The organism is Pedobacter sp. WC2501 (assembly GCF_052682415.1).
On record NZ_JBQZFI010000001.1, the window covers coordinates 4,771,303 to 4,796,724 of the forward strand.

The following is a 25,422-nucleotide window of genomic DNA, read 5'->3' on the forward strand; positions in this document are numbered from 1 at the left end:
TGCTACATGAGAAAACTAACATTTATTCTATTTTGGGTTTTAAGCATGCTATTGACCACTGTTAACGCTCAGATTGTTGACACTACAATTGCACATCAGTTCAGTAATTATCTGACCAATAATTTACAGGAAAAGATGTATGTGCACACAGACAAGGAATCTTATTTAGCTGGAGAAATGATCTGGTTTAAGTTATACACTGTAGAGGCCTATACTAATCGGCCAATCAATTTAAGTAAGATAGCTTATGTAGAACTTCTTGATTCGGAAAACAAAGCAGTATTGCAGGCTAAAATAGTAATGGAAGGTGGCAATGGCAACGGATATTTCTATCTTCCTCTTTCCTTGCGGTCTGGAAATTTTGTTTTGAGGACGTACACAAATTGGATGAAGAATTTTGATGTGAATTATTTTTTCCACAAGCAACTAACAATCTATAATACATTAAAAGCTGATCCCCCTGCTATTCCATCGGCAACTATCACTACGCCTGCAATTCAATTCTTTCCAGAAGGTGGGAATTTAGTATCAGGTCTTATTAGCAAAATTGCTTTCAAGGCGGTAGATGCAAGCGGAAAGCCACTGCAGTTTAAAGGAGCAATTACTGACAGCAGAAACGATACACTGGTGAAGTTCAGCCCTCAACAATTCGGATTGGGAAGTTTTTATTTCAAACCGCAAGATCACATTAATTATAGCATTTGTATTCAGCCAATGGCGGGAAAACCATTTTACGCGACATTGCCTAAAATATTTGCAGTGGGGACCGTTATGAGTATTAAAGCTGATGGAGACTCTGTTCTGAAGATAAGCATTCAGGATAATCAGCACCAAGATCAATATGGTATTCTATTTGTTCACTCCGGAAGAAAAGTAGTTTTCAGCAAAAGGATTACTGCGATAGATATCGCCACAGGCATTAGTATTTCTAAAGATTTGCTTGGTGATGGAATTACTCATTTTACTTTATTTAATACAGATTTGGAACCCATTTGCGAGCGATTATATTTCAAGAAACCAAACTCATTGTTAGCAGTAACCATATCGGCAAAACAAAAGGAATTTTCGACAAGAGAAAAGATAGCGCTATTCATTAATCAAACCCAACAGGGTAAACCGATTGCCACAAATTTTTCTATTGCTGTATATCAAGCTGATTCGGTTGAACATCTTAATGATATAACTTCTAGTTTGTGGTTAACTTCTGAATTAAAAGGTAAAATTGATTATCCCGAATGGTATCTCAAAAATGCGGCTAGTGAAGCTACAGATCTGCTCATGTTGACCCATGGTTGGAGACGTTTTGAATGGAAGCATATTTTAAAAGGGCCAAGCGGGAATTTGCTGTATCAACCTGAAATCGTTGGGCAAATTATCAGTGGCCAAATATCAGGATCAACACAGCGATCTTCTTTAGCTAGTTCTTCGGTTTATCTATCTATTCCTGGCAAGAACTACAGTTTTTATACCACTCCTATTGGCAATGATGGCAATTTCATTTTTTTTACTAAGTATTTTTATGGAAGGAAGAAAATTATTGTTCAGGCAGATCCTCGAGTGGATAGCTTAGGCAAGATAACATTGAGATCACCTTATGTTAGCCAATTTTCGGATTACAGGTTGCCAACATTCCACAACAATTATGAAGCTCAAAAATTGATTGATCGAAGTGTTGCTATGCAGGTTCATAATGCATTTAATGCTAATCATTTAAAAAGGGAAACGACTGTAAGTATTGATACAACAGTTTTCTATTATAAGGCAGACAAAAGCTATCTATTAGACGACTATGTAAGGTTTCCAAAAATGGAGGAGGTATTGCGAGAGTACGTTTTTGAAGTGTCTATCATTAAGCGAAATAAAAATTATTATCTAAATACATTTGATATTGGGAGCCAAAAATTCCTTGAATCTTCTCCTTTAATACTTGTGGATGGGCTCCCGCTTTTTGATGATGGAAATGCGCTGATGATGAAGGATCCCAAAACCATCAAAAAGTTAGCGATTGTTGCAAGTCGTTATGCTAATGGAAACGACAAGTTTGAGGGAATTCTGGACCTACAGACCTATGCAGGCGACTTAAATGGGACATCAATTCCTACACACGCCCTGCAGCTTGATTACGAAGGGCTACAAATTAATAGAGCCTTTTATGCACCAATGTATGATGGTGATGTTTCCATGTTGACTAGACTTGCAGACTTCCGAAGTACATTATTTTGGAGCCCGAATAATACAACCAAAAATGATGGAAAGGCAACAATCAGCTTTTTCAGCTCTGACTTTGAGGGAAATTATGTGGTGGTGGTTCAGTCATTATCGCCCAATGGCGGTACTGGGACTGGTTATGCCAATTTCAAGGTATTGAAGAAAAATTAACCGTTCGGAGTAAACAGCAGCACTAATATTCGGCAACTAATTAAAGCGCTAGAAATGCAATTTGATTAATGACTTAAATGATAAATATGTTAAAATACACGATGTTCCTTTTGATACTAGTGATGAATTCTTATTGTGCAAATGCACAAACCCACTCATCAATAATCAATTCCTAACCTTCCCCAAGGTTTACTGGCTGGAATTTTTGTTTTGTCATTGCTTTTTGCTGCCATTTTCTTGTCTTTTAGTAATAAGCTATTTGGGGAAGGCATAGAATGCAAAGTTACTGAGCATAGCAAACACAGTGGCGAACGAACTAACGCACACCAAAAAACTATTTATCAAGGATTTAGTCCTTTATGTACAGGAATAATACCCATCCATGTAAAAGAGATTTCGACCACAATAACAATATGGCTACAATGGCTAAATTTGACTACTTAAAAATATTGTCTGTAGTAGTCATCACATCTCACAAAGTAGATATACAAATACACCCATACATTCAAACCAATCAGCCAATGAAAAACGCAAAAATCTTACTATTACTGATTTTCGCGGTCTTTCTTTTTGCAAATTCCTGCAAAAAGGACCATGACAATCTCTTAGAAGACCTTCCCTCGAACTCAAGCTTAATCACCGAAGCAAAAAAATACTACAGCACCACGGTTAAAAAAGATTTTGCATCAACAGCCCAGTTAAAAAAATTTGAGGGCAGCCAGCCGATGTGGGACAATTCTGCACGCGCCATACAGAATAATGGTACCAACATCATACTAACGGATTATCCCGCATATAACATGAAGAGCCGTGCATTTGCATTTGCGCGCAGTTATGTCTTCGTCGAAAATAAAACCAAGGTTAAAGACGGTTTTATTGTAGAAGTCTTCGGGGATAAATCCTTTCTTGATGAAAATGCCAAAAAGATTTTTATCAGCTACAACAGCGAAAATATTGCAGGCTTCACCGGAAGGATCATGATTTACGACCTTGATTATAAGCTGATCGATGGCCGGATATTCAAAGATGGCGTCAAAACCACAGGCCGGTCGAGCATATCGGCAAGGAGAAAGGCAAATGGAAAGGCATCAACCGAGTCACTGGTTACCACAATGAGCGAGGGTCAATGCATCGACTGGTATATGGTATCAACCTGGTACGATGATTCTGGGCAGCCTATCAAGAGCGACGAGGTACTTCTGTACACCACATGCTCAAATGGAGGCTCCGGAACTGAACCGGGAGGTGGCGGCCTGGGCGTCATTACCGACTGTGCAGGTGTAGAAAACGGAGCTGCACAAATGGCATCCTGCGGATGTATCCGTGGAACAACTGGTATCCCTTCATGTCCCAAAGATCCGTGCGTTGAACGGAACAATGTTTCTTCACGTGCACAGAGCAGTGCAGTTTCTTCACAGAAATCAACAATAATAAGTAATTCGACTAATGTGGAATGGGGAGCTGAGCAGAACATCAACGCGTGGCCTGGAGGAACCTCGTATAATCAGGTAGATGCAAGAACGAATGCCGCAACAAACAACTTTAGCCCAAATTTCACCTGGAACGCAACCAATGGATATACGCTTGGTGCGGCCCATGGACATCCCGGAGGAACAGGACCTTCACCTGCAGACGTTTTTTGGGCAACTGAGAATGTTGGCAGTTCAGCACTCAGGGCAGCAGGCCCTGATGCAACCGCATATTACGAAACTAATGTTACTGTCACCACCTATACCCCAAACGGCACGACTTATGTAGTACAGATCAATGACTGGCCCGGGATGATCGCAGAAAATTTAAATAATTTTAAAGGGAATGAGGCCAATTTTAACTATAATTACCAGCAGGAGGCACAAAACTATCTGATTGCCAACAACTCAACAGATGTCGGTGCAGCAGGAGTCTGGGCACTTATGAGCCTCTTTGGAGATAAAATCACCATTTATAAAGCGGAGCCGGGATCAAATGACCTCAGTCCTGTAGAAAAGATCGGTTTCACCGTACAAGATAAAATTTGCTTACACTAAACATTAACATAGCATGAAATCAAAAATCATATTGATGATCCTGACCGGGATATTTTTCATCCAGTCGGAATCTTATTCGCAGGAAAGTACCCTGAACAGAAATACCACATTTTCCGTACCTGAAGGTTTTGTAAAACAGACCGAGTCAAACAGGCTTGCCATGACAAAATCAAACCAAATGAAGGCGGCTGCCCTTCCCAAAGGACTCAACAGGCTGATGTATTCTTATCAGGATGTATTTGTAACACTTTCCTCAACCGACAAACCGCAGAAAGCCGACCTGGAAACATTAAAAAAAGGGATGGACGAACTGTCAAAAGGGATACCCTCATACAGCTCAAAAATCATTAACGTAAATGGCAACAAGGTTTTGTTGATCGACAATACAGTAGGAGAACGGATTACTTTTTATGCTACCAATTCAACCGGCAGTTCACTAGTCAACGGTATGCTCGAATTTAACAGGGCCGACCACCAGAAAGCACTGGGCAGTGTCCAGGCCATTCTGAAAAATATCAATTTCAAAAACTAGTCAAGCTTCGCAGAGGTATGGAAGTGCAGGAAAGAAATTTCCATCCCGCAAAGAAATACATTGTATTCTTTACCATTTCTATACTATTTTCAACGCAACTATTTTCAATTGAGCATGCCAGGTCAAATTTTATCGAATATGACAGGCATGCTTTTTATTTTGTCGGGGTTCTGTTGGGCCTGATTTTATCCTTTCGGGAATTCTTCCTCGATATGGCATTGCCTAACAGTATTTTTGCATTATTTACTTCTTTTCTCATACTCAATGTCTTTCTTACCGGTGGAGATTTCCGGTCAGGAGGCCTTATGTTCTGTTTGGCCTTAATTTATTATGTATTCAGGTTTTTACAGGATGGATTGGAAAAAACGTTGGTATATATATTTGTGGTGGTGAACGCGGTCACTTCAGCACTTTTCATAACCGGCGTCCACCCCTTTGGGTTTCTGCTCTATTTTGATATGGATTCATCGATAAACACCGGCGTGAATGCAAATTATTTTGCTTCAGTACTTCCCTTCGCGGCAGTGTTGTGTTTTAGAAGGGACTATTTAATAAAATACAAGTGGTCTTACCCTGTCATTCTATTTCTGACCTTATCATCTGCCTACATCCTAATTGTGTCCAAGTCAAGAATCGGTTATATAGCTGTTTTTGCCGCCCTTGGCTATCTTCTCGTCCATTTGGTAATAAAAAAAAATGGAATACGGCTCGCTATGATCCGCTTAAAGCATTATTTGCTAAGCATCCTATTGGTTAGTATTACGGGCTACGCCATTTACAGCATAAATCCACGATCTGTACAGGGCCGCCTTCTGATTTATAAAGTGAGCGCGCGCATCATAAGGGATTACCCGTTTTTCGGCTGTGGACCCGGAAATTTTAAATCTGTCTACAACATCTACCAGGCTGATTATTTTCGTGAACAGACTTTCCTCAATCACGGGGAACAGCAGGTGGCGGGCAATACTTATGAAGTGTTCAATGAACCCCTCCGCTTATTGGTGGAGCTGGGAATTATTGGCAGTGCTGTTTCATTATTATGCCTGGTCATCTTTTTTCATAAGGTCCGGATCAGCCATCTTCATACCCCAGCCCTTGGGGCAATTGCCTGTTTGATATCCATATCCGTCTGCGGCATGCAGTCATATCCCTTGTCTTCACTCTCCATCCTCGTAAACGGAATATTTTTTGTTTCATTTCTTCCGTTCAAAATCCGAAGGACTGGAATACCTTTAAAAATAGGAAAATACGGCAGATATGTGATATCCTGCATCATTATACTATTTTATGCGGTCATGTCTCATAAAGAGGTTCAGGTAGCTAGTAGCGAATACCGTTGGTCGCGTGCAGCACTGGCTTCCCTGGAGGGAAATTTTTATAGTGTCGAAATGGAATATAGGACTTGCTACCGATACCTGGCACATAATGGCAGGTTTCTCTTTAATTACGGCGCAGAACTAAACAATGCAGGTAAACATAAGGAGGGAATAGAAATCCTGAACCAGGCCGCAAAACTTTTTCCCGATGAAAGGGTTTTCCTTGCTCTGGCAGATGCCTATGAGTCATCAGGTGAAAACGGCAAAGCGCTAAGGTCCTTTGATATGGCGATAAACATTGTGCCCGGCAGGTTTTATTCCAAGTACAAACGGCTTAAGCTGTTGGTACAACTTGGTCACATCTACCAATCGCATATTTATGCAAAGGAGATACTGAATTCTCCGGTAAAAATACCATCACCAGAAATCAACATGATAAGAAAATATGCTACAGAGGTAATGAAAATTGCAAAATGAAGGTAATTACATCTATAGCCGCGTTTGCCTTTTTAGGGTTTTTTACCATGTGTAAGGGAGAAAAGCAAATCCCTGTTGAAATCAATAAAAAACTTGTGATTTCGGCTCCGTGTGACCTGCTTGCCTTCAGTGCAAACCGGGGCAAGTATTTCGCACCCGAAATTATCCGTGGTGGGCTGCGTGGATCCGGGAAGAAAGAAACTACCACGCTTGAAATTGAAAGCAATAAATCTACCTACCCACAGTCCTTTTCATGTGACTGCAAAAAAATCGCAGTGCTATTGGAAAACAGTGATGATATCGGATACAGCCTTATACTTTACGATATAAATAATAAACAACACACGCTAATAGGACGGAACGGAGGGATAAGTTCAGCAGTGTTTTCTCCTAATGCCCCCCACTTGGCCTATATCGAGGGGACATCAATAAGGATTTATGATTATTTAAGAAAAACACAGGTTTCGACATCATCCAAAACTATCCGTTTCCGCAGCCTGAACTGGACTTCGGACGGATTATACCTATTGCTCGAAGATCTGGATTCAAATGTATGGAAATACAATATATCAGCTGGCAAATACACAGAGCTGGTACATGCAAAATCCTATTTCTGGGGTTCAAGAAATATTACGCTTGATAATTCGGGAGGAGACGCATTCTTTTACCTTTCGGACGAAGTGAGCGGATTTAACGATATTTTTCATTACAGCAAAGGAAAGAGTGGCCTGGTTTACATGTCAATGCACGATAAATATTTACTGCAGACGCCCCAGTCACTTGATAATCTCTACTTCAGATCTACAGAGGACGGAAACATGGTCATTAAAAACTACAGAAACAATAAACTGCAACAACTAACAAAAGATGGCGTCTACTTCGATTTTTACACCGCTCCAAATAAAACATTTGTCACGCTGTATTCGGATTATTCCACACCAGCGACAGTTTTGATCAAACAAGGCGTAAATACTATATTCTTAGGCCCTAATAGTGAACGTGCAGACTTTGTCAGACCGCAAACCTATAAAAACACAGAGGGCATGGGAAGTTACGTCTACCAGTCATCTGCTCCAAAGCAAAAGTGGGCAGTTTATCTCCACGGGGGGCCTTGGGAAGAATACCAGGTGCGCTATAACGTTTACATACAATCATTATTAAAAAACGGCATCAGCATAATCGCCTTAAATTATCTTGGCTCGACAGGTGCCGGCAACAAATATGAATCAAGGGAAGATGCACAGCTTGACCAGCACCAGATTCAGAACATCGCGCGTGATCTCAGAGAAATCAGGATTAAATATAGAATAAGAAATCCTATTTCATTAATAGGGGTGAGTTATGGTGCTTTTATTGCAAATAAATACGCAGCCAAATATCCTGATGAGGTAAATAAAGTTGTTGATTTTTCAGGTGTGGCAGATAAATTTTATCCATTCAAATCACAAAGACTGTATATCTATGGGGAAGATGATTTCATGCTAGATAATCCCGGCCGTACAGGTATGTTAGCACAAGCAAAATCAGCAGAAGCAAAAATTGTCATATTGAAAAACGAGGGCCACAATATTTCCCAGCGACAGAACATAAAAACCGTTATACGGGAAATTTCTCATTTTCTTCAGCAATAATAAACCCAGGGATTTTTTTTTGGAAAACCACCGACCGGTAAGCAAAAGATAAGCACGTAAATTTCCAATCCGAAGTACCATAATTTCATTCATCACCAGGATAGGTGGGTATTTCGGCAAAAGTGCTTAACCCGCTACGGCCTTTTCAATTAATAACTTCCAAACTCCTGCGCTTTAGATGCAATACCATCCTGAAATTGCTTCTGTTGTTCATGTGTAGCAGTAATGCCGGACAGTTTAAAGCGGTAACTTATCTTTTGATCAGCACTGGACCATCTACCTAAAATCTGGTTCCCGGATAATGACCAAAAAAACACACCTGAAAAGTTAGTGTCGCCTGCTCCACAGAATAATATTGCCCTTTTCATTCCTATAGCCGTTCAATAATAGATATCCCTTTTGATCATCGTATTTGTAGGCGCCAATTACCCGATGGGCGTTTGTACCTTCCCCCAGGCCCTGTAGATAAAGGGTTATTTTTACTGAATTGTTAAGAGTTCCCTAATTTACTTCTTTCCAGTGTATTAGGAATATCTATGAAGAAATCGGATTGAGAAATTCGCCTAATATTTCTCCGTAGATGCCCTTTTGATACTCTGAGAGGGCTTTTACTTTTTTCATTTTGCTATTTTTAGGGGGTATTTGGCAGACTTTTGTCAGACTATTTACCCTTAATTTCTATTCTAAAATCACGAAAAACATCCTTTTTTTGCAAGGGCAAAACAATTTTATTAATCACCACTTTTTAGCATTAGAAAATTAAACTGTCAGACTTTCGATCTTCTGTCTTTTCTTCCAGTCATTGGTTTCCATTGAGTGAAGAATCAGACTAGGGTTATAGCCAAGGAGCCAGATTTAGCCGATGGAAAGATAATCATCGTTGGATCACCCAGGTAATGAAGCCTAATCGAAAGTAACATTTCTCATCTTATTTGCAATAGTAAGCCTCAAAGTGTCCTTTAAAATCAATATTCTGTTCCGGCCATTTCACATTAACTTGGCCGCTCACCTTATCCCCTGTGATGGAACTGATGGTGATAATGGTTTGTTCTGAAGAGAATAATGAACCATTCTGACCGCTGGGGTCGCCCGGATCATTAACCAGGATATAGGTATCATTGCCAGAAAAAGTGCCTGTCTTTTTGGGCACCGTCAGGCGTATCGAAAAATCACTTAATGGCGAGCTACAGGTTTTAGATCCATCTCCTGCCAGGTATATACTGAACAGGTCTTCGGGGCGATAGTTGTTCATACCAAATTTTGTATAACGCTCCAGTGTCACTTTCGCCGTAAAAGGCGATCCGTATAGCTTTCCTGTAACTACCGCCGGCATATCTACCTCGGGTTGGGGTTGATCTTCCTTTTTCTTACAGCAGGTTAATATACTGATCAGTAAGATTAGACAAAAGAATCGTCTTAGGAGCTGATAAAAAGTCATTGTTATTGGTGTTAGGTAAAAGTATATGGAATTGATAGGATTGAGTAATGCATCATTGAAAGACCGGAATGTTAAGATTTCATCCTGACCGAGCCCAGGCAAACTTCACCTTCTTCGATTCCAGTACCCCATACATTTAAAAATTTAATCCGGTCTCTGGTCAGCGTTTCCAGGTATATCGATTCGCACATGGGTGCCACCGAACCATAGGTTCCGCTCTTGGGGTATTTAGCGGCCAGTTTTGCATCACGAAGCTGAATCCAGAGCCGCTGTGCATTCCTGAATTTTTTAATAAAAGTAGTTTCCCTGAAATAGCTTTTCAGGATCTTTTGGTACACGCCATTTAGTTCCGCACCTGCCTTTTTATAGTCAGAATAGGCATTCATATTCATGGCAGTTTGTGACTGTGCAAAAGTCGAACCGATAAAGAGCATAGTCATGACGACAAAAGCCAACAGGAAAATCGGGGATTGGTAAAGGTTTTTCATGGGTTTGATTATGGATATTCCCAATCTAAACCATAGAAAGATCCTTTTGTTTGAGCAATTTGTCTACCATGCTTGGCCATATCAATACATTTGACCCCTTCTCGCCAATTTACAAATACTCAGCCAATCAAAAACTTACAACAAATCTATTGCTGGTGAGACGGGGTCAATTTATCCCGGTTTATCCAATACAGAACTAAATTGAGAAAAAATGAGGTGATCGTCATAGACTTAATAAACCCTTCACTAAAGCTCATAAAACCTCCAAAGAATTTATCAGCGACCTGCAAAAGCAATTACAGGACTGTAAAACATTTTCAGCAGCTTCAGCCCCGTGTTAAAGATTTGGCACTCAATTATCAGTTTAAACTAAAGATTTACAATAGGCTTAGGACATCTTTTGAAGCGTGATGAAATTAAGTACAGCCTTTACCTTATAGTTTGTCCTGAAGCAAAATATCCTCAACTAACCAGGGTTGAGTTACGCTGAATTAACCCCGTTTCGGTTTACAATAAGATGCACATAAAATTAACTTTATCTCACCATCTGTATTATTTTAAGAAGTTTTTTTCCTATTCTATATTTCCAAAATTTTAGACGCACTGTACCTTGCATGTTCTTTTGTTCTTACATAGCCCAATTGATTGGTAAGCATCGTCGTCTCGTTTATTTGAAAAGCCGGGATATTCTCATGATGATGCCCATATATCCAGTAAGCTGGTTTATATTTCTCAATCATTTCACTTAGTTCTACTGCGAAAGCTTCGTTTAGTGTACTTCCGAGAAATCTAACAGGATAATTGATTAAGGTAGGAACATGATGAGTAACTACAATTTTGTTTTGTCCGGTTTGCTGAGAAAGCTCATCTTCGATAAACGCTAAACTTTGTTTATGCAGGCTAGTAAAATCTACAGGCGTGAATATGTTACCGTGATTACGAATCACATAAAAATCGGATATACAATCGCGAATTTGCCGCTCATTTTGTGGGGTGATATTGGACCACATGGTTGAAAAAATAAGGTCCGAATCAGCAACAGAAATCTTTACATTGTTTACCAACGAAATGTTGTCTTTAATCTTTTCGTTGACGCTTCCCTTGGTTGCAGAAATGAGTGCCGTTATTGAAAAGGTTAAAAAATTAGATCAGTAAACAAAAAAAGGAAAGAACAAATTTTATTTTAATGCTTCTGGGCTTTGCAGTAAATAATGAATTGCAAGCCCAATTGAAGCTAAATGGTCAGCTAGGCGGCCTCAAATCGAATTTGATTGAATATAGCATCTGCTTTAAACAATTCTAAAATTATATTTTGGCGCTAAATCAAAAACAGTAAATTGGTCCTCTATTATACATTAATCAATTTTATTTTTTAATCGCTAAAAATTATGGGTGCTTGGGACTGCGGAATATTTGACGATGATACAGCATACGATTTTGATGGAGAAATCAAAAACGATGCAAGAGAATTTTTTAAATCTTCTTTTGAGAATGCGATGTTATCAGAATATTTAGAATATGAAGAAGGCTTTGCTGCTTTAGTTTCTGCTGCTTACATTGATAACCTCATGAATGGAACTGAATATCGAAATGATAATCAAGAACTTAACGACGAGAGTAATGTGAATGTATTTGGAATATTGCATAAAGATTTGGAAGTTGAAGATTTAAAACCAATAGCTATAGGCGCCTTAAAAAAAGTAATTAATGAAAATTCAGAACTAAATGAACTGTGGGCGGAAAACGAGGAACTTTATCCAAAGTGGAAACAGAATATTTTAGATATTATCCATAGACTCAGTTAATCCGAATATATAATCGGGTGTGCTTTCGGCTAAAAATTTAATATTGTCATAATCGCTGAAGAAGAAAATAAAAAAGGCAATACCGAAAACTAAGGATGAGATGACCAAAGCACATCTTCAATATAGCGGGTAAAAATTGAAAAGGCTTTAAAAAATTAACGTAGTTTTATGGTTTGGCAAATAAGTTCAAAAGTACAATAATATAAAAGCCGCTGTTTAATCATAGCGGCTTTTATGCAATAGATTCTAAAAGTTTTAATATGTCACAGATAGTAGTAGTTTTAGATAGTAAGATTGACACGTCGATCCTATTTGAAGTTAAAAAAATAACGAAAGAAAGTATTGATAAATTAAGGTCCGCTGAAGAAAATGACAAACCAATATATTCCTGCAATCTCTTTTAAAATAACCATGATGAAGTTTCTGGAATCCTTAAAAATCTAATTTCCTTACTAGACAATTCAAGTCCATATAAAATTTACGAACTTGACGAAGATGAAGTATACGATGTGGTAAGGTCTCGAGAACAAGAAATCACGAAAGATACACTTATTAATATTTTGGATTCATTTGACAGGGAGTTTGAAAGGTAACTCGCCTGCTTTTCTAATCAGATTGATCGCCCTAGTCCATTTATCGTATACTTCAATAGGCTTCGGGTAAACCGGAATATCGAATTCCCAGGGAACGAGTACTTCAATATCATTTCTGTCTGCAAGCTCAGGTATCCACTTCCGGATAAATTCCTGTGCCTTGTATTTATTGGATTGGTGGACGGGGTTGGTGTACCAGATCTCAAATGCCTGCATATGCCAGTTCATCCAGTTGGAACTCACATCGTAGTCAATCAACTTGCTTTCAAAATACGCTGCTCCCCAGGTCCAGTCAATCTTTAAATCGTGTGTGAGATAACTGGCACAGTTTACCCTACCCCGGTTACTCATGTATCCCGTCTGATTCAGTTGCCGCATGTGGGCATCTACAAAAGGAATTCCCGTCTGGCCTGAGCACCATCTCTCAAACTTTAGAGGGTCATTTTCCCAAGCTATTTCTTTGTTCTTATACCCTTTAGTCTTAAATATCGCAGTTCCTAACCGCATCCCCTTGAAGGTAAAGTAGTCCCTCCAAACCAATTCAAAAACCAACCACCAGGTACTTTGGTTTTTCTTGACTTTTGATTCGTACGCTTTTAACGTCTCATAGATCTCCCTGGCGGATATGCAACCCAAAGCCAGGTAGGGCGAAAGTTTTGAACTGTAATCCAGTCCATCTGATTTGTTTCTGCTCCACCTGTATCCTGTAAGCAGCTCGGATTTGAACGTATAATATTGCAGCCTTTCCAAGGCCGCAGTTTCGCCACCCTCCACTATCGGACTTGCATCTTTATATTCCTTTTCCTGCAAGCCATAAAGCTTATAAGAAGGAAGCCTTTTTGTTTTTACATCCTTAACAGCATTCAGTTCGAAAGGTGGGTCCATAGTTTGCCTGGGCTCGGCTTCACGTCCGGCAGGAATTCTATAGGCTTTGTTGGTTAGTGGAATCTTAGAAATCGTAAAAGGTATATCATCTTTATGGTACAGTGTTTTGCCCCAGAAAAAATGAAACGCTATGGCCGGAAGTCGATGCATCACCGCCTTAACTAAATTCAATTCGTAGGGCGCATATTCCTCTTCTCCATAAATGTCAGTTATCTCATAGGCTTCAACCAGCTCGGGTATAGTATTTATTGCTGAAGTTTCTGCAATAACTAGATGTCCGCCTAGAGATTCCAGGTTCTTTCTTAAATCAAGAACAGACTGACGCATGAACTTAAACCGGACAGCATCTTTTTTTCGGAAGCCTAACCCTGATTTTTCATAATCGCTTTGCTCAATACAATAACAGAAAACCAAATCGCTGCACTGCTGGTGAGCCCTAATCAGGGCTTCATTATCATGCAATCTTAGATCATTCTTAAACCAAACCAGACCCCGTCTTTTCATTTTAAAATTTTATGTACCTCAAACTGTGCAATGGTCAGGAGCTCCACGGTTTGCATGATTAAACACGTGGGTGCTTCCAGGTAATTGTAACACTATTCCCTATGTGAAAGTTTACGTAAAAGGTTCCTAACATTCATCATTGGCACAAAAAAATAAAACTTAACTGTCTGATTCCTGTTACATAAGAAGATTAATGAAGAAGAAACCCTTATACCTCCAAATTTTAATTCGGCTGGCATTTTTAATACTGCCAATAGTCGCCTTATATTTTTTGGTTGTGTTTAATTACAACCCCCACGAAAACGATGTAAATGGCGAACATCGACACACCATGGGCCCGATGTTTGGTTTTGTGATTTTCAGTAGCATTATCGCAGGCATTTGGCTAACAGCTGTTATAATAGAATTGATTTACAGGTATTTCAATAAAGATAAAAGAGTGGCTTATTGGCTTATCTTTTTAGTTGTTGCGGCAAGCACGGGCATTTTGTTTTTTGTATAAAATCCACTAATTCGACATATGAAATACTTCACCTTCTTATTCCTCCTATTAGCAAACGTTGCTTTCGCACAAACCACCCGTAAAATTGTAAAAGATTTTGATGGGGATGGAAAAAAAGACAGTGTATTTATAGATAGCGATAAAGATATTTTAATGCTTTGGCTATCTACACAAAAATATAAACGAGTAGAGAGCAAAAGAATCACACACCTGAATTTTGGTAATACATTGGTGGCAACCACCGAAGGTTTTGAGTTTTGGAACGATTACGATCGCTCAGGTTTTATCAGTGTGTTTGCATATGATAAAATAGCTAAGAAGATGCGGTTAGTACAAATGCGCAGAAGTGATGATCTATTAGGAAGAGATCATCCTAACGAAGGAATTTACGAATCGAGTGTAAACCTAATTACTAATAAATATGTGGGTATAATTAGGACTGAGATTAAGGGCAAAGTTGTTAAAACCATGATTAATGCTGAACTCGTTTTTCCGAAAACCTATTTGGAAACGTTTAGTGATTTGATAAATTTTGATTATCAAGATAAGTGTATCGCACTTTATAATAAAAGAACATTAAAGAAAAAATAGTATTTGATGATTTATGGGAATACAGGTATTAAATAACGATGCAGCTTTAGATGCAATAATTCGAAATGTCGAGTATTTATCTCAAGAAGACAAAATCGTTATTCGCAAAATGGTAAAAAATCTTAGTGAAAGTAATCCTGAACGTTTCAAAAATAAAGGTGATATTATTATCTCTAAATTATAACCGGAGAAGACCTAAAACCCTACGATCATGAATGTACTTCTGGCAATTCAATTATTATTAGTATCGCTCTTTCTATTATTTTTTTTCGTTTATTTATTTGCTACGAGAAGATTTATCACTGGGGCTATCAGGACAAATGCAAAGGTTTTAAGTATTAAACGTTATCAAGCTACCAAATCTTCTGTTTTTATCCCAACACTTTCATTTATGGATCAAACAGGACAGGAAATAACTATTGAGGCCAATATGTCGGGAGCCAGCTCTATGTTTCGCAAAACTTATCAAGCAAATGATATGATCGCTATTTTATATCAGCCATCAAACCCGAAAAACTTCATCACCGATAACCTGAGCGGACGATATATCTACACGTTCAAAAAAGCCGCTCCTGCTGTTTTAATACTCATCATAGCAGGGATGATTTTCATATTCACCAGATAAGGTCTCGAGAACAGGAAATCACAAAGGATACTGTTAACATAATGGACTTTTGTTTCATGCGGCTAATCACTTCATCCGAAACAACGCCACCCACGTTATCAAAATAGATGTCAACTCCTTCGGGGCACAGGTCATCCAATGTCTGCCCAATGTTGGCATTGCTCCTATAGGTTACTGCAAAAAGCATTAACCAGAGTCCTCCCCCACCTGAAATTTTAAGACAATGTGAGTATCATTTATTCGAAGTTTTGACTACTTTGGAAATTCAAAAACACTTTCCAACCATGCGCAAATGTTCTTCACAAAACTCAATAGAAAGACCCGAATTTTCTTGATTCTGCAAAGCACTGCAATGTTGATAGGTACAATGGCACATTTGACATGGGTCATTAAGAATGGATTCTTGTCAGTAAATTATCATGCACCTGTCTTTGCTAAGTTTTTTTGGGATGGGTTGACTTTTGTAGATCCAATTGCCGCGATCCTATTGGTTATTAAACCTAAAATTGGAATTTGGATGACTTTTATAATTATTACAGTTGATGTTTTTCACAATTTTATATTGTGTTTTAGAAATGCTCCGGATTCTAATTATTTTTCTTATTGGATTACTGGTAACTGGATGCTTATGTGTCAGATTTTCTTTCTTTTATTTGTGTTAGTAACTTTTAAAAGTAACATAAAGGAAGTGAAAATTAAATCTCTAGAATCTTAGTCTCCACTCCTCTAATAATCAATACTATATAGATTTAACCAAGTTTATTGGCAGCGGATTAAGAATTACCCACTTTAATGCCACTTCGCAAAGAAAATTTAGTTGATCAGTTTCTGCATAACCACTTTTTCTAATTTTCTGTACAAGTAAAGTTACTTGTATGCTGTATTGTCTCATTGTATTTATTTTGTATTTATTTTCCAGGCGAGTGGTAGTTTAAATCGCTGTTCGCCTGGTTATATCGATTACGGATTGTCTGCTAAACCATTAATTCGTTGAAAGCAAGCTCAAGTTTATATTTCATAAAGACGTAACAGTTGAAAAATCGGGATATAAAAAATAAAAAATGTTTTACAGAGGCATAAACATTTTGAAGTATTAACCTGCGTATTATTCGTAAAATGCCGAGCGCAAAAAACATTCTGTAATGGCGTTTATAACGCTGGCCGTTTATATTTTAAGAATGGCGTTGGCGATGAAAAATACACAAACCAGTCCTAAGAAATATTAAACAAAGAAGTACCAAAGCATTCCGGGGTTCTTATAGGAAAGATTATCAAAGTCGATTTTTAGGAAAAAAAAGATAAATGCGGTCGAACTGTAAAGCAGTTAATTTACTGCTATACGATGAGTTAGGAATATCTGTGGAGAATACTAGAATCTCCACTTTTGATCTTGCCGATCAGATCCTCCCCCTTCTCTTACTTTCCAAAAACTCCTCCCTCAGCTCACTTTTATAAAACCTGTCCCCACCTGGTAGCTTACTTGGCTTCAAGATCCCCTTTCTTACCTTTCTCTTATAGGTACTTTCACTTATACCAAGATACTCCATCACTTCAAGCCGGGTCAGCATCTGATCCTCCGGCAGTTTTAATTGGCCATAAGACTTAGTATATATCAGCTGCATAAGTTCATAAATTTTGAGCAGAACGTCCAGGATTGCATTTAGTTTTTCCATATCGGTTTCCGTTAAATCAGATAGAAAAATCTGGTTTTGATACAATAAACAGTTGATGCAAAAAGAATAATCTATGATCAAAGTGTCAAGTTGCAATACAGTGGTAAAAGTTACCACCCCATTTTTACACGCAATAAGAGCGAGTCTATATAATCATTAAAAAACCTTACCTAATAAATTTATCACGGCAGTAGCATCATTCATCCCTTCAGGATAACTCCTAGTGTAGTTTATTTACTAAAAAGCATTATCCCAACTAAATTTAGGAGAAAACTTAACGCCTCCTAAATTTTCAAATATGGATTTTCAACTGGATTATTTTAGACAGATTATCTATCTCATCAGCAACAACCTTGATCTTGATGATGATGATTTGACAACGCAGGCAGGGATAGAGGAAGAAACCCAAAGGATAATTAAAAAGATCGATACACACCAACCCAATGACATTTACACCTTCACCGATTTTATCCACTTTCAGCTTGGGGCATTAACAAGGACGGCTAAGGAAATAGAAGATATTATTTCATTCAAGGATGACCTGTCTGCTGATCTGGAAAAGCTACTTGAATTAATGCTAAATGGAATAGAAACCATCATTTGGCACATATACACTTACTTCCCCGACCAGTTTGATTATCACGCCCTTTTAACCAAAAAGAGAATTTCAGCTCATGTGAAACAACTTGATATAACAATTGAAGAATATCTTTTATTGTTTAAAAAATCCAATATAGACCAGGAACTCATCGAAATATTGATAGATGCACTATACTTAAGGTTGGAAGATCCCCCACGCTTCCGGCATTTAGCCTTCAGCAACCAGCTACTTCATTATCTTAACCAGCATGTAAAAAAGGATCTTCAAAAGGAAACACTAATAAATTACCTAATCTCCTGGAAATTTAACCATCCCAGGTTCTTTGAATATTACATACATAATATAAGCGGAAAACTTAGGGATTCTGTTACCATTTCAGAACATTTCAGGGAACTTATCTTTCTGAAAAAGCAGATCTCCCAGGTGCCAATTGAAAATACAATTCCCTATAACCCTCGTCTACCCCAAATAAACCGTTCACTGCTCCAGGTGATCGAATCTGAACTTGACTTTATGAAACAACTTGATTTCCTTAACTCAGAGCTGATGAATTCAGGAATACTCGACGCTAAGTATAAAGTCTCACTTTCTGTAAAGCAGCTGGCCTACCTTATTTTTCTTGCTGTAGAAGTGGGTATCATAACCGAGCGTAAAGCTAAAAGGGTACATGAATACATTATTTCGCATGTCAGTACAACAGAAACGGAAAGAATTTCGGAGAAAAGTTTCAGTAACGGCTATTACGTTCCAAATTCTGTCGATATCGGCATTGTAAGCGATAAGTTGGCTGAGATGCTTGCCAAAGCCCAAAGCCAATTTTAATCTTCATGATTACAAACTCCCCCTCCCAATAAATCGATGAATCTACAGGATTAAAAGCGTTTCCACGCAAATAAATAATGAATCAATGCCGGAATATCAAAATCAAAAAACTTCTTATGTTCATTTTTTGGGGTGGTATGAGGTGGTAGAAAATACCACTTGACCAAGCATTGAAATCCTTTTTATTTGGATTTAAAAACATGGATTACGAATCATTTTACACAAAGCTTAACGGGTACCATCCATTGAGCAGTTCGCTGAGGGCCTATCTAAAAGTTGTTTTAAGGGAGATCTGTTTAGTTGACAATAAGCCCATTGAGACACTTCACTGGAAGGACTACCCCCTGACATTCATCAGCAAAGGGACATTAAAAACAAAACTGGAAAGCAAGATTGATCCAGGAAGATCTCTATTGCTTTTCCATTTTGAAGGCATGGTCCTGCCACAGTTCCTCGAGAAGAACCTTGAGGACTTTCAACTAAAGACAACCACCATCAGTGGAGCTACATTGATGGCAATTCCCTCGGGCCACCTACACAATCTTTACAAACTGTTCCCGGAATTCCACAAAGTGATCGAAGGAATCAACCTAAATAATTTTACAGAACTTTTTCATCTGGCCTTCGACATCAAAAATGTAAAATCAGATGACCGCCTGGCTGCGTTGTTAAAACTCCATCCGAATATGTTTCAGCTGGCCTCATCGAAAGATATCGCCGATTCAATTGGCATGCATGCCCACACACTCAGTACACTGAAGAATAAATACTTCAACAACAAATAGCCTTCAATTCCGATTCAGGAACTAAAATCTGAATTCCGATATGCATTTGTCCATAAACAGGAACCCTAAAACAATCCGGCTGTGCCCAACTTTGATCGGTAATCATAAAAAAATGAAAGAACATATTATAAAATTTGCTTCAAGCTTGCTTATAATCCTCTGGATCTATACAGGTGGATCAAAATTAGTAGACTTCACTTCATTTGCGCACCAGCTCGCGCTGCAAAATTTTTCACCGTTTCTAACAGATATTTTAAAGTATACCATTCCCATAATGGAGGTCTTTACGGCGGTTTTGCTTTGTCTCAAAGTAACCTTTAGGGTTGGTTTGGTGCTATCCCTGATAATAATAGGCAGTTTTACGGTTTATACCATATTGGTCCTTACAGGTTTTTACCCCAAAATACCCTGCAGTTGTGGGGGCATAATCAAGACTTTAAGTTGGAGAAATCATTTATTCTTCAACCTGTCCATCTGTGCCATCAATATCACTGCGCTCAGTTTATCGATAATTAAAGAAAGGAGGCCTCGGCAAGTATAAGTATCGGGAACGCCCAGGGAAGTAAAGTACCTGACCCTGACCGAAAGGTCCAGCAATAATACATTACTTAAATTAAAGTGGCGCAGCCACAATCCCTAAATGTCAAAAACAACTTTAACATGAAAAATTCAAAAAAAATCTCGTCAGGCTTCTTAGCCTTAGTTTTCGGAATTGCATTGGTATTTACCCAATCCGCATTCAAAAACCCTACCTCTGCCAAAAGCGGTAAACGCATCCCTGTAACGGTATATTACCATGGCCCGGATTTTAGCCAGGCCAACGTGACTACTGAAAGCAACTGGAACACAACCCCAAATACAGGCGGATGTGACAGCGAACCTGAAGTTGCCTGTGCTGTAACCATTGATTCCGACTACTTATCAGGCAGTACTTTGAGGACAGAAGCCGATTTACAGGCCCTCGAGTCAACTTCAAGCAGATACTATATTTCCGGATCCGATGATCCATCAGCTGTTTATGTAAATAAAACCTTTTAACCAGCTATTAACAAGGTCAGGGCCATCCGGCCCTGCCTTGCTATTAACTAAACCTAATTCAATTCTGTGGGATACCTGTTTCCGCTATAATATCATCCGGCAGGGGAAGCGCATAAAAAGGCGCATTTGGTAAAAGCTCAGATAGTTCTCCATTGACCAATCTCTTCAAAGTGATCCCTGCTCCTATTTTGTTCAGCCGTTTGATATCAGACCACCTGATATTCCTCATCAAAAGTTCCTTCCGCCGTTCAGCGCGGATTCTGCTAAGTGCATCTGCTACATTAGATGCAGCAACAGGAACATAGGCCACGGTATTCTTCCACCTTGATTTTAACAACAGGTTAAGATCATCCATCGCCCCACTCAGGTTTCCAGCAACGGCCCTGCCTTCAGCCCTGGTAAGGTAAAGTTCATCAGTGGCAAAACCACTAAAAAAACCCGTAGCGCTGGAACTGTAGCTTCCCTTGAACTGTTGATAAGCTCCGTTGGCACGAAAAAATGCCCGCTTACGGAGATCATTGGCGGAATACGAGGCATATAGTACGGTATCGATCTTAGCCCTGGTTGTATTCAGCAATCCAAAACCAGAATACATTTCAGTATAAAATACGGTCTCCTTGTTGAACCTTCTAAAAGGGATATTCTGGTCTAAGCCAATAATATCCGGATCCCCGTTATAATCCATCAACCCGCCTTTTATTTTCAGGCATTCATCAGCGTACACCGCCGCATGTTCATAATCATTCATATAAAGATAAACCCTTGAAAGAAGCGCATAAGCTGCAGCCCTGGACGGTCGCAGCTGATTCAAAGGCGTCTCCGGGAGCAAAGAAAGAGATTCTTTTGTATCAGCGATAACCCTATCCAGGCAGTCCTTAACGCTGGACCGAACCGATCTTACATTAAAATCAGAACTAAGCCGGAGCACAATACCTGGATCAGTTAGAGAACCTGTTCCATCATAGGCAGCCCCAAAATTTACAGTAAGAAAATAGAAATAATAACTTCTGAAAAACAGTGCCGAGCCTTTAACATTGTCCCAGTCTCTGCCATTCTGTGAATTCCGCACAATACCGCCCAAGAGATCCAGGCAAAGATTGGCGTTATATATCGGCAGATAGGCTGTCGACCAGTCATTGGCAAAACGGTAGGGACTTTTTTTCCATCTGTAGATATCCTGCATCTTTTCCGAAATTGCATCATAATTTGCTTTGGGAAAAAAGAAATCATCACAGGAATTTTCACCATAAGATGGTGTCCTGGCCAGATTCATCAGGGTTGCATCATCAAGTACCCCCTGAAGGTCAGCAATGTTACCAGGGACCACCAATTTCGCATCGGACTTGACATCCAGATATTTTTTGCAAGCAGCAAATGTTATTATGGTCATCACGGCCATAGCTAACAAAACATGTATTTTTTTCATATTTATCCATTATTTGGTTAAAACGTCCCCCTAACACCCAGTGTGTAAGCCTTAGTAGCCAAAATCTGATTCTGAAAATCCGGATCAGCAACAGATTGATCAGCCTTCCATAACAGGCCCAGATTGGCAGCATTCAGAAAACACTCCAGGTTACGGAAAGGGAACTTCCACTTTATCGTATTTACAAGCCAGCTGAAATTCACATATTCAAGCCTGATATTATCTGCCCGTACCACATTGGGTTCAGCAACAGAATAAAAAGAATCCCTGGACGTATTCAGCGGATAGATAAATGCCGGGACTGTGGTCAACATTTCATCACCAGGCTTCTGCCAGCGTAATCCAAAGTCAGCATGTCCGATCCCTGAATTTACCAGCGTGGAGTATTCTATGGTCTTTTTCATTGCATAATAACCCAACCTGTAAGAAATGTTAAAAGAAACGCCAAAAGACTTATACCTGAAGGTATTGATCATAGACCCAAAGTGTTCCGGTGATGCAGATCCAAAATACTTAAGATTCCCCCCTGTCAGGTTCGCCTCGTTCAGCATCGCCACGTAATCTGTACTCAGCTTACCATTGAGGTACCCCTGCGGATTTCCAGAACCATCAAGCCCTCCCCATCTATAGGCAGAAATCGCGTAAAGCGGCTTGCCCACTATCGGATTGATCGACGCACCAGCGCCCAATAAACTGGCTAACGCGTTTATATTCCTTTCCAGGTACTTTGTCGTCTCACTTCTGTTAAAATTGTAATACAGATCAGTATTCCAGCTAAGCGCAGCTCCCGCTACATTCTTGCTGTGCAGCTCTGCATCTATTCCATAGCCCTTCATATCGGCAACATTGCGCATAAGCTGAGGCGCACTCCCCCATGTGGTATAATCATAATCAGCAAGTCCATAAAGATCCGTTCCCTTCTTCAGAAAGTAAGAAACCGAACCACTTAACCTTTGCCCTTTTGAAGCAAAATTCACCATAAGGTTAAACTGAGAAAGTTTCTCCCACCTCAGATCAGGATTATTGATGCTCCGGATCCTGGCAAATGGAAGTCCTAAAACCGCATTTGTACCGTAAACACCAACAGGTAATGCCGTTTTAGTCAGATCCACATTGCCGCTGTAGCCAAATGTCCCTGTAACGCGCAGCACAGGCAGCCAGTCAATATGGTAAAAACCCTCATCTGAAACAGTCCAGCCCAAACCTGCCGACCATAACGGTTTCCAACGGTTATTGGTATTAGCCCCAAAAATATTCGAGCCGTCCCGCCTGATACTGCCCGAGAATGTATACTTGCCCTTGTAGGTATAACCGACATTGGCATACATACTGATGAACCTATATTTTAAACTCGATAGCGCATCCCCCGATCCGATCTGCATTGAATTCCCCGTCACAAAGTCTTGGAAAATACCCGTATAGTCCACATTCCCAAAGCTCAGCGGATCCTCCTGGTAACCATAAAACATATTGGCATTACCTTTAGTATCACCCTGCCTAGCTTCAGTTCCAGCAATTACATTTAGGGAATGAACGCCAAAGAGTTTATTCAAACTCACCTGAACCCTACCTGTTGCCGAACTAACCTCCTCGTCCGTAGTCCGCAGCGTCCCCCCGCGCGGGATATTATATCTCAGCGTGCCAGTAGAAGGAATGATCTGACTGAAAGAATTAACCAGATTCCGTGCATAAAAACTCTCCGCATCAGAAATATAGGAAACCCTGGACCGCTGGTTCTGCTGCTGATAACCCACATCCAGGCTTAGATAATCGAATATCTGGTATTTAAGCAAAAGGCTTCCAAATAGATCTTGTCTCGAAGAAGTATTATAAGAATGCTTATATTCTTCAGTAGGAAAGTAATTCCAGTCCAATAACCTTCCCCTACCCAAAGTATCCGTAAAGGACGGCCTGTAAACCTGGGGCCACCGCAGCGGTTCGCCATTCTCGCCCCGCAGCCTAACATAAGGAGGCTGGCGGTTGGCATACGCCAGCACCCCGTATTCAGGCGCACCTGAACGCGAACCAGAAGAGTTGATATACAGGTTAGTAGAAAGACTCAACTTTTCATAAAGCTTAAAGTCCTCACTTACCCTCAAGTTATACCGGTGTGATCGTGCAAAATTCTGCTCCCTGACATGATCATAAGCTCCAGAAACAGTATAGGCATGCTTAGGGCTTCCACCCCTGATATTGACACCATATTGCTGCGTCAATGCGTTGGTATAAAATTCATCAAGGTATTCCCTTCTCAAATCAACTGTTTTTAGCTTCTCCAATTCGAGGTTAACCTGTTGGGAACTGATCTTTCCTGACCGTTCGGCCAGCAAAAGTTCCACCACAGGAGTCAGCGACTGATATCCCGTTGCTATCTGGCTATCAAAGAAACCTCTACCGAAAAGCAGTTTTTCAACATCTATATAATCAGAGGAACCCATCTGTGAAACCTCCGAAAGATCCGGTAACGCCCTCAAAGTAGCGTTTGCGGTAAAACTGATTGTTCTCGCCTGATTAACACGGCCTTTCTTGGACGTAATAACGATCACGCCATTGCCCGCCCTGGCGCCCCATATGGAAGCAGCAGAAGCATCCTTTAAAATTGATATATTTTCAATATCAAACGGATTTATATTGGCAATATCTCCATCATAAATAAATCCATCCAGTACAATAAGCGGATCCAAGGGGCCATTGATTGTACCCAAGCCCCTGACCGAAATTCCTGTTTTATTCTGTGGATTGCCGTTTGCTTTACCCACATTCAGCAGCACCCCCGAAGACTGTCCAATGATCCGATCGAGGACATTCGTCCCCGTCCGCGCATTAAGCTGTTTTTCATCCACCACCGAAACCGTACCGTTTATTTCATTTGGCCGCACCTTTTGATAACCTGTATTGATCTCAACCTGCCCAAGATCCTTAATGTCCGGCACCAGTCTGATTTTTACGGGTTGATCGGCATCAGAAAGATTTCTGATAATCCGTGTCGTGGTAAAATACCCAAAGGCCGATATGGTAACCGTATCAGGAAACTTCCTGATCGGTATTGAAAAATTCCCCAGCGAATCAGCCGATGTACTGATACTGGATTTCGCCCTTATAAAAATCTGCACCCTACTCAGGTCCGGAGCAAACACGTTCCCCTTAAGCACAGCCAGATTGACCTTAGGCCTGCTCCCTCCAACCTGAGCCAATGAGCTGGAAACCTGCAGAAAAAACATCAACAAAAAAGCAACTAAAGGAACACCGGACCTCCACAAATATTTGTTTATTAATCCCATCAT

Annotated in this window: 22 protein-coding genes; 14 read left to right on the top strand and 8 right to left on the bottom strand. The window is 39.7% G+C overall.

Annotation, left to right across the window (positions count from 1 at the left end):
* Nucleotides 1–6: 6 nt before the first annotated feature.
* The 5 genes from ACUN24_RS20135 to ACUN24_RS20155 all read left to right on the top strand — a co-directional run bounded on the left by ACUN24_RS20135 (nt 7) and on the right by ACUN24_RS20155 (nt 8,362).
* Nucleotides 7–2,379 carry a hypothetical protein gene (locus tag ACUN24_RS20135; RefSeq protein WP_445564127.1) on the top strand — a complete coding sequence of 791 codons (2,373 nt, stop codon included), beginning with the start codon at nt 7–9 and terminating at the stop codon, nt 2,377–2,379.
* A 521-nt stretch (nt 2,380–2,900) separates the two neighbouring features.
* On the top strand, nt 2,901–4,406 hold the full coding sequence (locus ACUN24_RS20140) for a hypothetical protein (protein ID WP_445564128.1): 1,506 nt from the start codon (nt 2,901–2,903) through the stop codon (nt 4,404–4,406).
* A gap of 13 nt (nt 4,407–4,419) precedes the next feature.
* Nucleotides 4,420–4,938 (top strand): hypothetical protein, encoded by a 519-nt coding sequence (locus ACUN24_RS20145; protein WP_445564129.1) that lies wholly within the window; start codon nt 4,420–4,422, stop codon nt 4,936–4,938.
* 17 nt (nt 4,939–4,955) lie between these two features.
* Complete coding sequence (locus tag ACUN24_RS20150; protein WP_445564130.1) at nt 4,956–6,731, top strand: O-antigen ligase family protein; 1,776 nt, start codon at nt 4,956–4,958, stop codon at nt 6,729–6,731.
* Nucleotides 6,728–8,362 (top strand): alpha/beta fold hydrolase, encoded by a 1,635-nt coding sequence (locus ACUN24_RS20155; protein WP_445564131.1) that lies wholly within the window; start codon nt 6,728–6,730, stop codon nt 8,360–8,362. The genes ACUN24_RS20150 and ACUN24_RS20155 overlap by 4 nt, the downstream gene beginning before the upstream one ends.
* 149 nt (nt 8,363–8,511) lie before the next feature.
* On the opposite strand, the gene ACUN24_RS20160 is transcribed toward ACUN24_RS20155, so the two are convergent.
* From ACUN24_RS20160 to ACUN24_RS20175, 4 genes are all read right to left on the bottom strand, one after another.
* A complete protein-coding gene (locus ACUN24_RS20160; protein WP_445564132.1) occupies nt 8,512–8,730 on the bottom strand; it encodes a hypothetical protein in 219 nt (72 codons plus the stop codon).
* A 560-nt stretch (nt 8,731–9,290) separates the two neighbouring features.
* Complete coding sequence (locus tag ACUN24_RS20165) at nt 9,291–9,695, bottom strand: hypothetical protein (RefSeq protein WP_445564133.1); 405 nt, start codon at nt 9,693–9,695, stop codon at nt 9,291–9,293.
* 176 nt (nt 9,696–9,871) lie between these two features.
* Nucleotides 9,872–10,288 (bottom strand): lysozyme inhibitor LprI family protein, encoded by a 417-nt coding sequence (locus tag ACUN24_RS20170; RefSeq protein ID WP_445564134.1) that lies wholly within the window; start codon nt 10,286–10,288, stop codon nt 9,872–9,874.
* Nucleotides 10,289–10,866: 578 nt separating this feature from the next.
* Nucleotides 10,867–11,298: a hypothetical protein gene (locus ACUN24_RS20175; RefSeq protein ID WP_445564135.1), complete on the bottom strand. Its 432-nt coding sequence runs from the start codon at nt 11,296–11,298 to the stop codon at nt 10,867–10,869.
* 378 nt (nt 11,299–11,676) lie between these two features.
* Here ACUN24_RS20175 and ACUN24_RS20180 point away from each other — a divergent pair, with 378 nt between their 5' ends.
* Entirely contained in the window at nt 11,677–12,093 is a 417-nt protein-coding gene (locus ACUN24_RS20180; protein ID WP_445564136.1) for a DUF4259 domain-containing protein, read from the top strand.
* Between the two features lie 566 nt (nt 12,094–12,659).
* On the opposite strand, the gene ACUN24_RS20185 is transcribed toward ACUN24_RS20180, so the two are convergent.
* Nucleotides 12,660–14,075: a DASH family cryptochrome gene (locus ACUN24_RS20185; protein WP_445564137.1), complete on the bottom strand. Its 1,416-nt coding sequence runs from the start codon at nt 14,073–14,075 to the stop codon at nt 12,660–12,662.
* Nucleotides 14,076–14,595: 520 nt separating this feature from the next.
* Here ACUN24_RS20185 and ACUN24_RS20190 point away from each other — a divergent pair.
* The 4 genes from ACUN24_RS20190 (at nt 14,596) to ACUN24_RS20205 (ending at nt 16,508) form a co-directional block, all read left to right on the top strand.
* Complete coding sequence (locus ACUN24_RS20190; protein ID WP_445564138.1) at nt 14,596–15,168, top strand: hypothetical protein; 573 nt, start codon at nt 14,596–14,598, stop codon at nt 15,166–15,168.
* Between the two features lie 13 nt (nt 15,169–15,181).
* Nucleotides 15,182–15,352 carry a hypothetical protein gene (locus ACUN24_RS20195; protein WP_445564139.1) on the top strand — a complete coding sequence of 57 codons (171 nt, stop codon included), beginning with the start codon at nt 15,182–15,184 and terminating at the stop codon, nt 15,350–15,352.
* Nucleotides 15,353–15,379: 27 nt separating this feature from the next.
* Nucleotides 15,380–15,793 (top strand): hypothetical protein, encoded by a 414-nt coding sequence (locus tag ACUN24_RS20200; protein ID WP_445564140.1) that lies wholly within the window; start codon nt 15,380–15,382, stop codon nt 15,791–15,793.
* A gap of 292 nt (nt 15,794–16,085) precedes the next feature.
* Nucleotides 16,086–16,508 (top strand): hypothetical protein, encoded by a 423-nt coding sequence (locus ACUN24_RS20205; protein ID WP_445564141.1) that lies wholly within the window; start codon nt 16,086–16,088, stop codon nt 16,506–16,508.
* Nucleotides 16,509–17,190: 682 nt separating this feature from the next.
* On the opposite strand, the gene ACUN24_RS20210 is transcribed toward ACUN24_RS20205, so the two are convergent.
* Nucleotides 17,191–17,466, bottom strand: a complete 276-nt coding sequence (locus tag ACUN24_RS20210; protein ID WP_445564142.1) for a helix-turn-helix transcriptional regulator — start codon at nt 17,464–17,466, stop codon at nt 17,191–17,193.
* Nucleotides 17,467–17,764: 298 nt separating this feature from the next.
* Here ACUN24_RS20210 and ACUN24_RS20215 point away from each other — a divergent pair, with 298 nt between their 5' ends.
* From ACUN24_RS20215 to ACUN24_RS20230, 4 genes are all read left to right on the top strand, one after another.
* Nucleotides 17,765–18,889: a hypothetical protein gene (locus ACUN24_RS20215; RefSeq protein ID WP_445564143.1), complete on the top strand. Its 1,125-nt coding sequence runs from the start codon at nt 17,765–17,767 to the stop codon at nt 18,887–18,889.
* Nucleotides 18,890–19,089: 200 nt separating this feature from the next.
* Nucleotides 19,090–19,674: a hypothetical protein gene (locus ACUN24_RS20220; RefSeq protein ID WP_445564144.1), complete on the top strand. Its 585-nt coding sequence runs from the start codon at nt 19,090–19,092 to the stop codon at nt 19,672–19,674.
* 112 nt (nt 19,675–19,786) lie between these two features.
* On the top strand, nt 19,787–20,215 hold the full coding sequence (locus tag ACUN24_RS20225) for a MauE/DoxX family redox-associated membrane protein (protein ID WP_445564145.1): 429 nt from the start codon (nt 19,787–19,789) through the stop codon (nt 20,213–20,215).
* Nucleotides 20,216–20,334: 119 nt separating this feature from the next.
* Nucleotides 20,335–20,712: a hypothetical protein gene (locus tag ACUN24_RS20230; protein ID WP_445564146.1), complete on the top strand. Its 378-nt coding sequence runs from the start codon at nt 20,335–20,337 to the stop codon at nt 20,710–20,712.
* A 58-nt stretch (nt 20,713–20,770) separates the two neighbouring features.
* Here the strand turns inward: ACUN24_RS20230 and ACUN24_RS20235 are convergent, their stop codons facing one another.
* Nucleotides 20,771–22,138 carry a RagB/SusD family nutrient uptake outer membrane protein gene (locus ACUN24_RS20235; RefSeq protein ID WP_445564147.1) on the bottom strand — a complete coding sequence of 456 codons (1,368 nt, stop codon included), beginning with the start codon at nt 22,136–22,138 and terminating at the stop codon, nt 20,771–20,773.
* A 17-nt stretch (nt 22,139–22,155) separates the two neighbouring features.
* On the bottom strand, nt 22,156–25,422 hold the full coding sequence (locus tag ACUN24_RS20240; protein ID WP_445564148.1) for a SusC/RagA family TonB-linked outer membrane protein: 3,267 nt from the start codon (nt 25,420–25,422) through the stop codon (nt 22,156–22,158).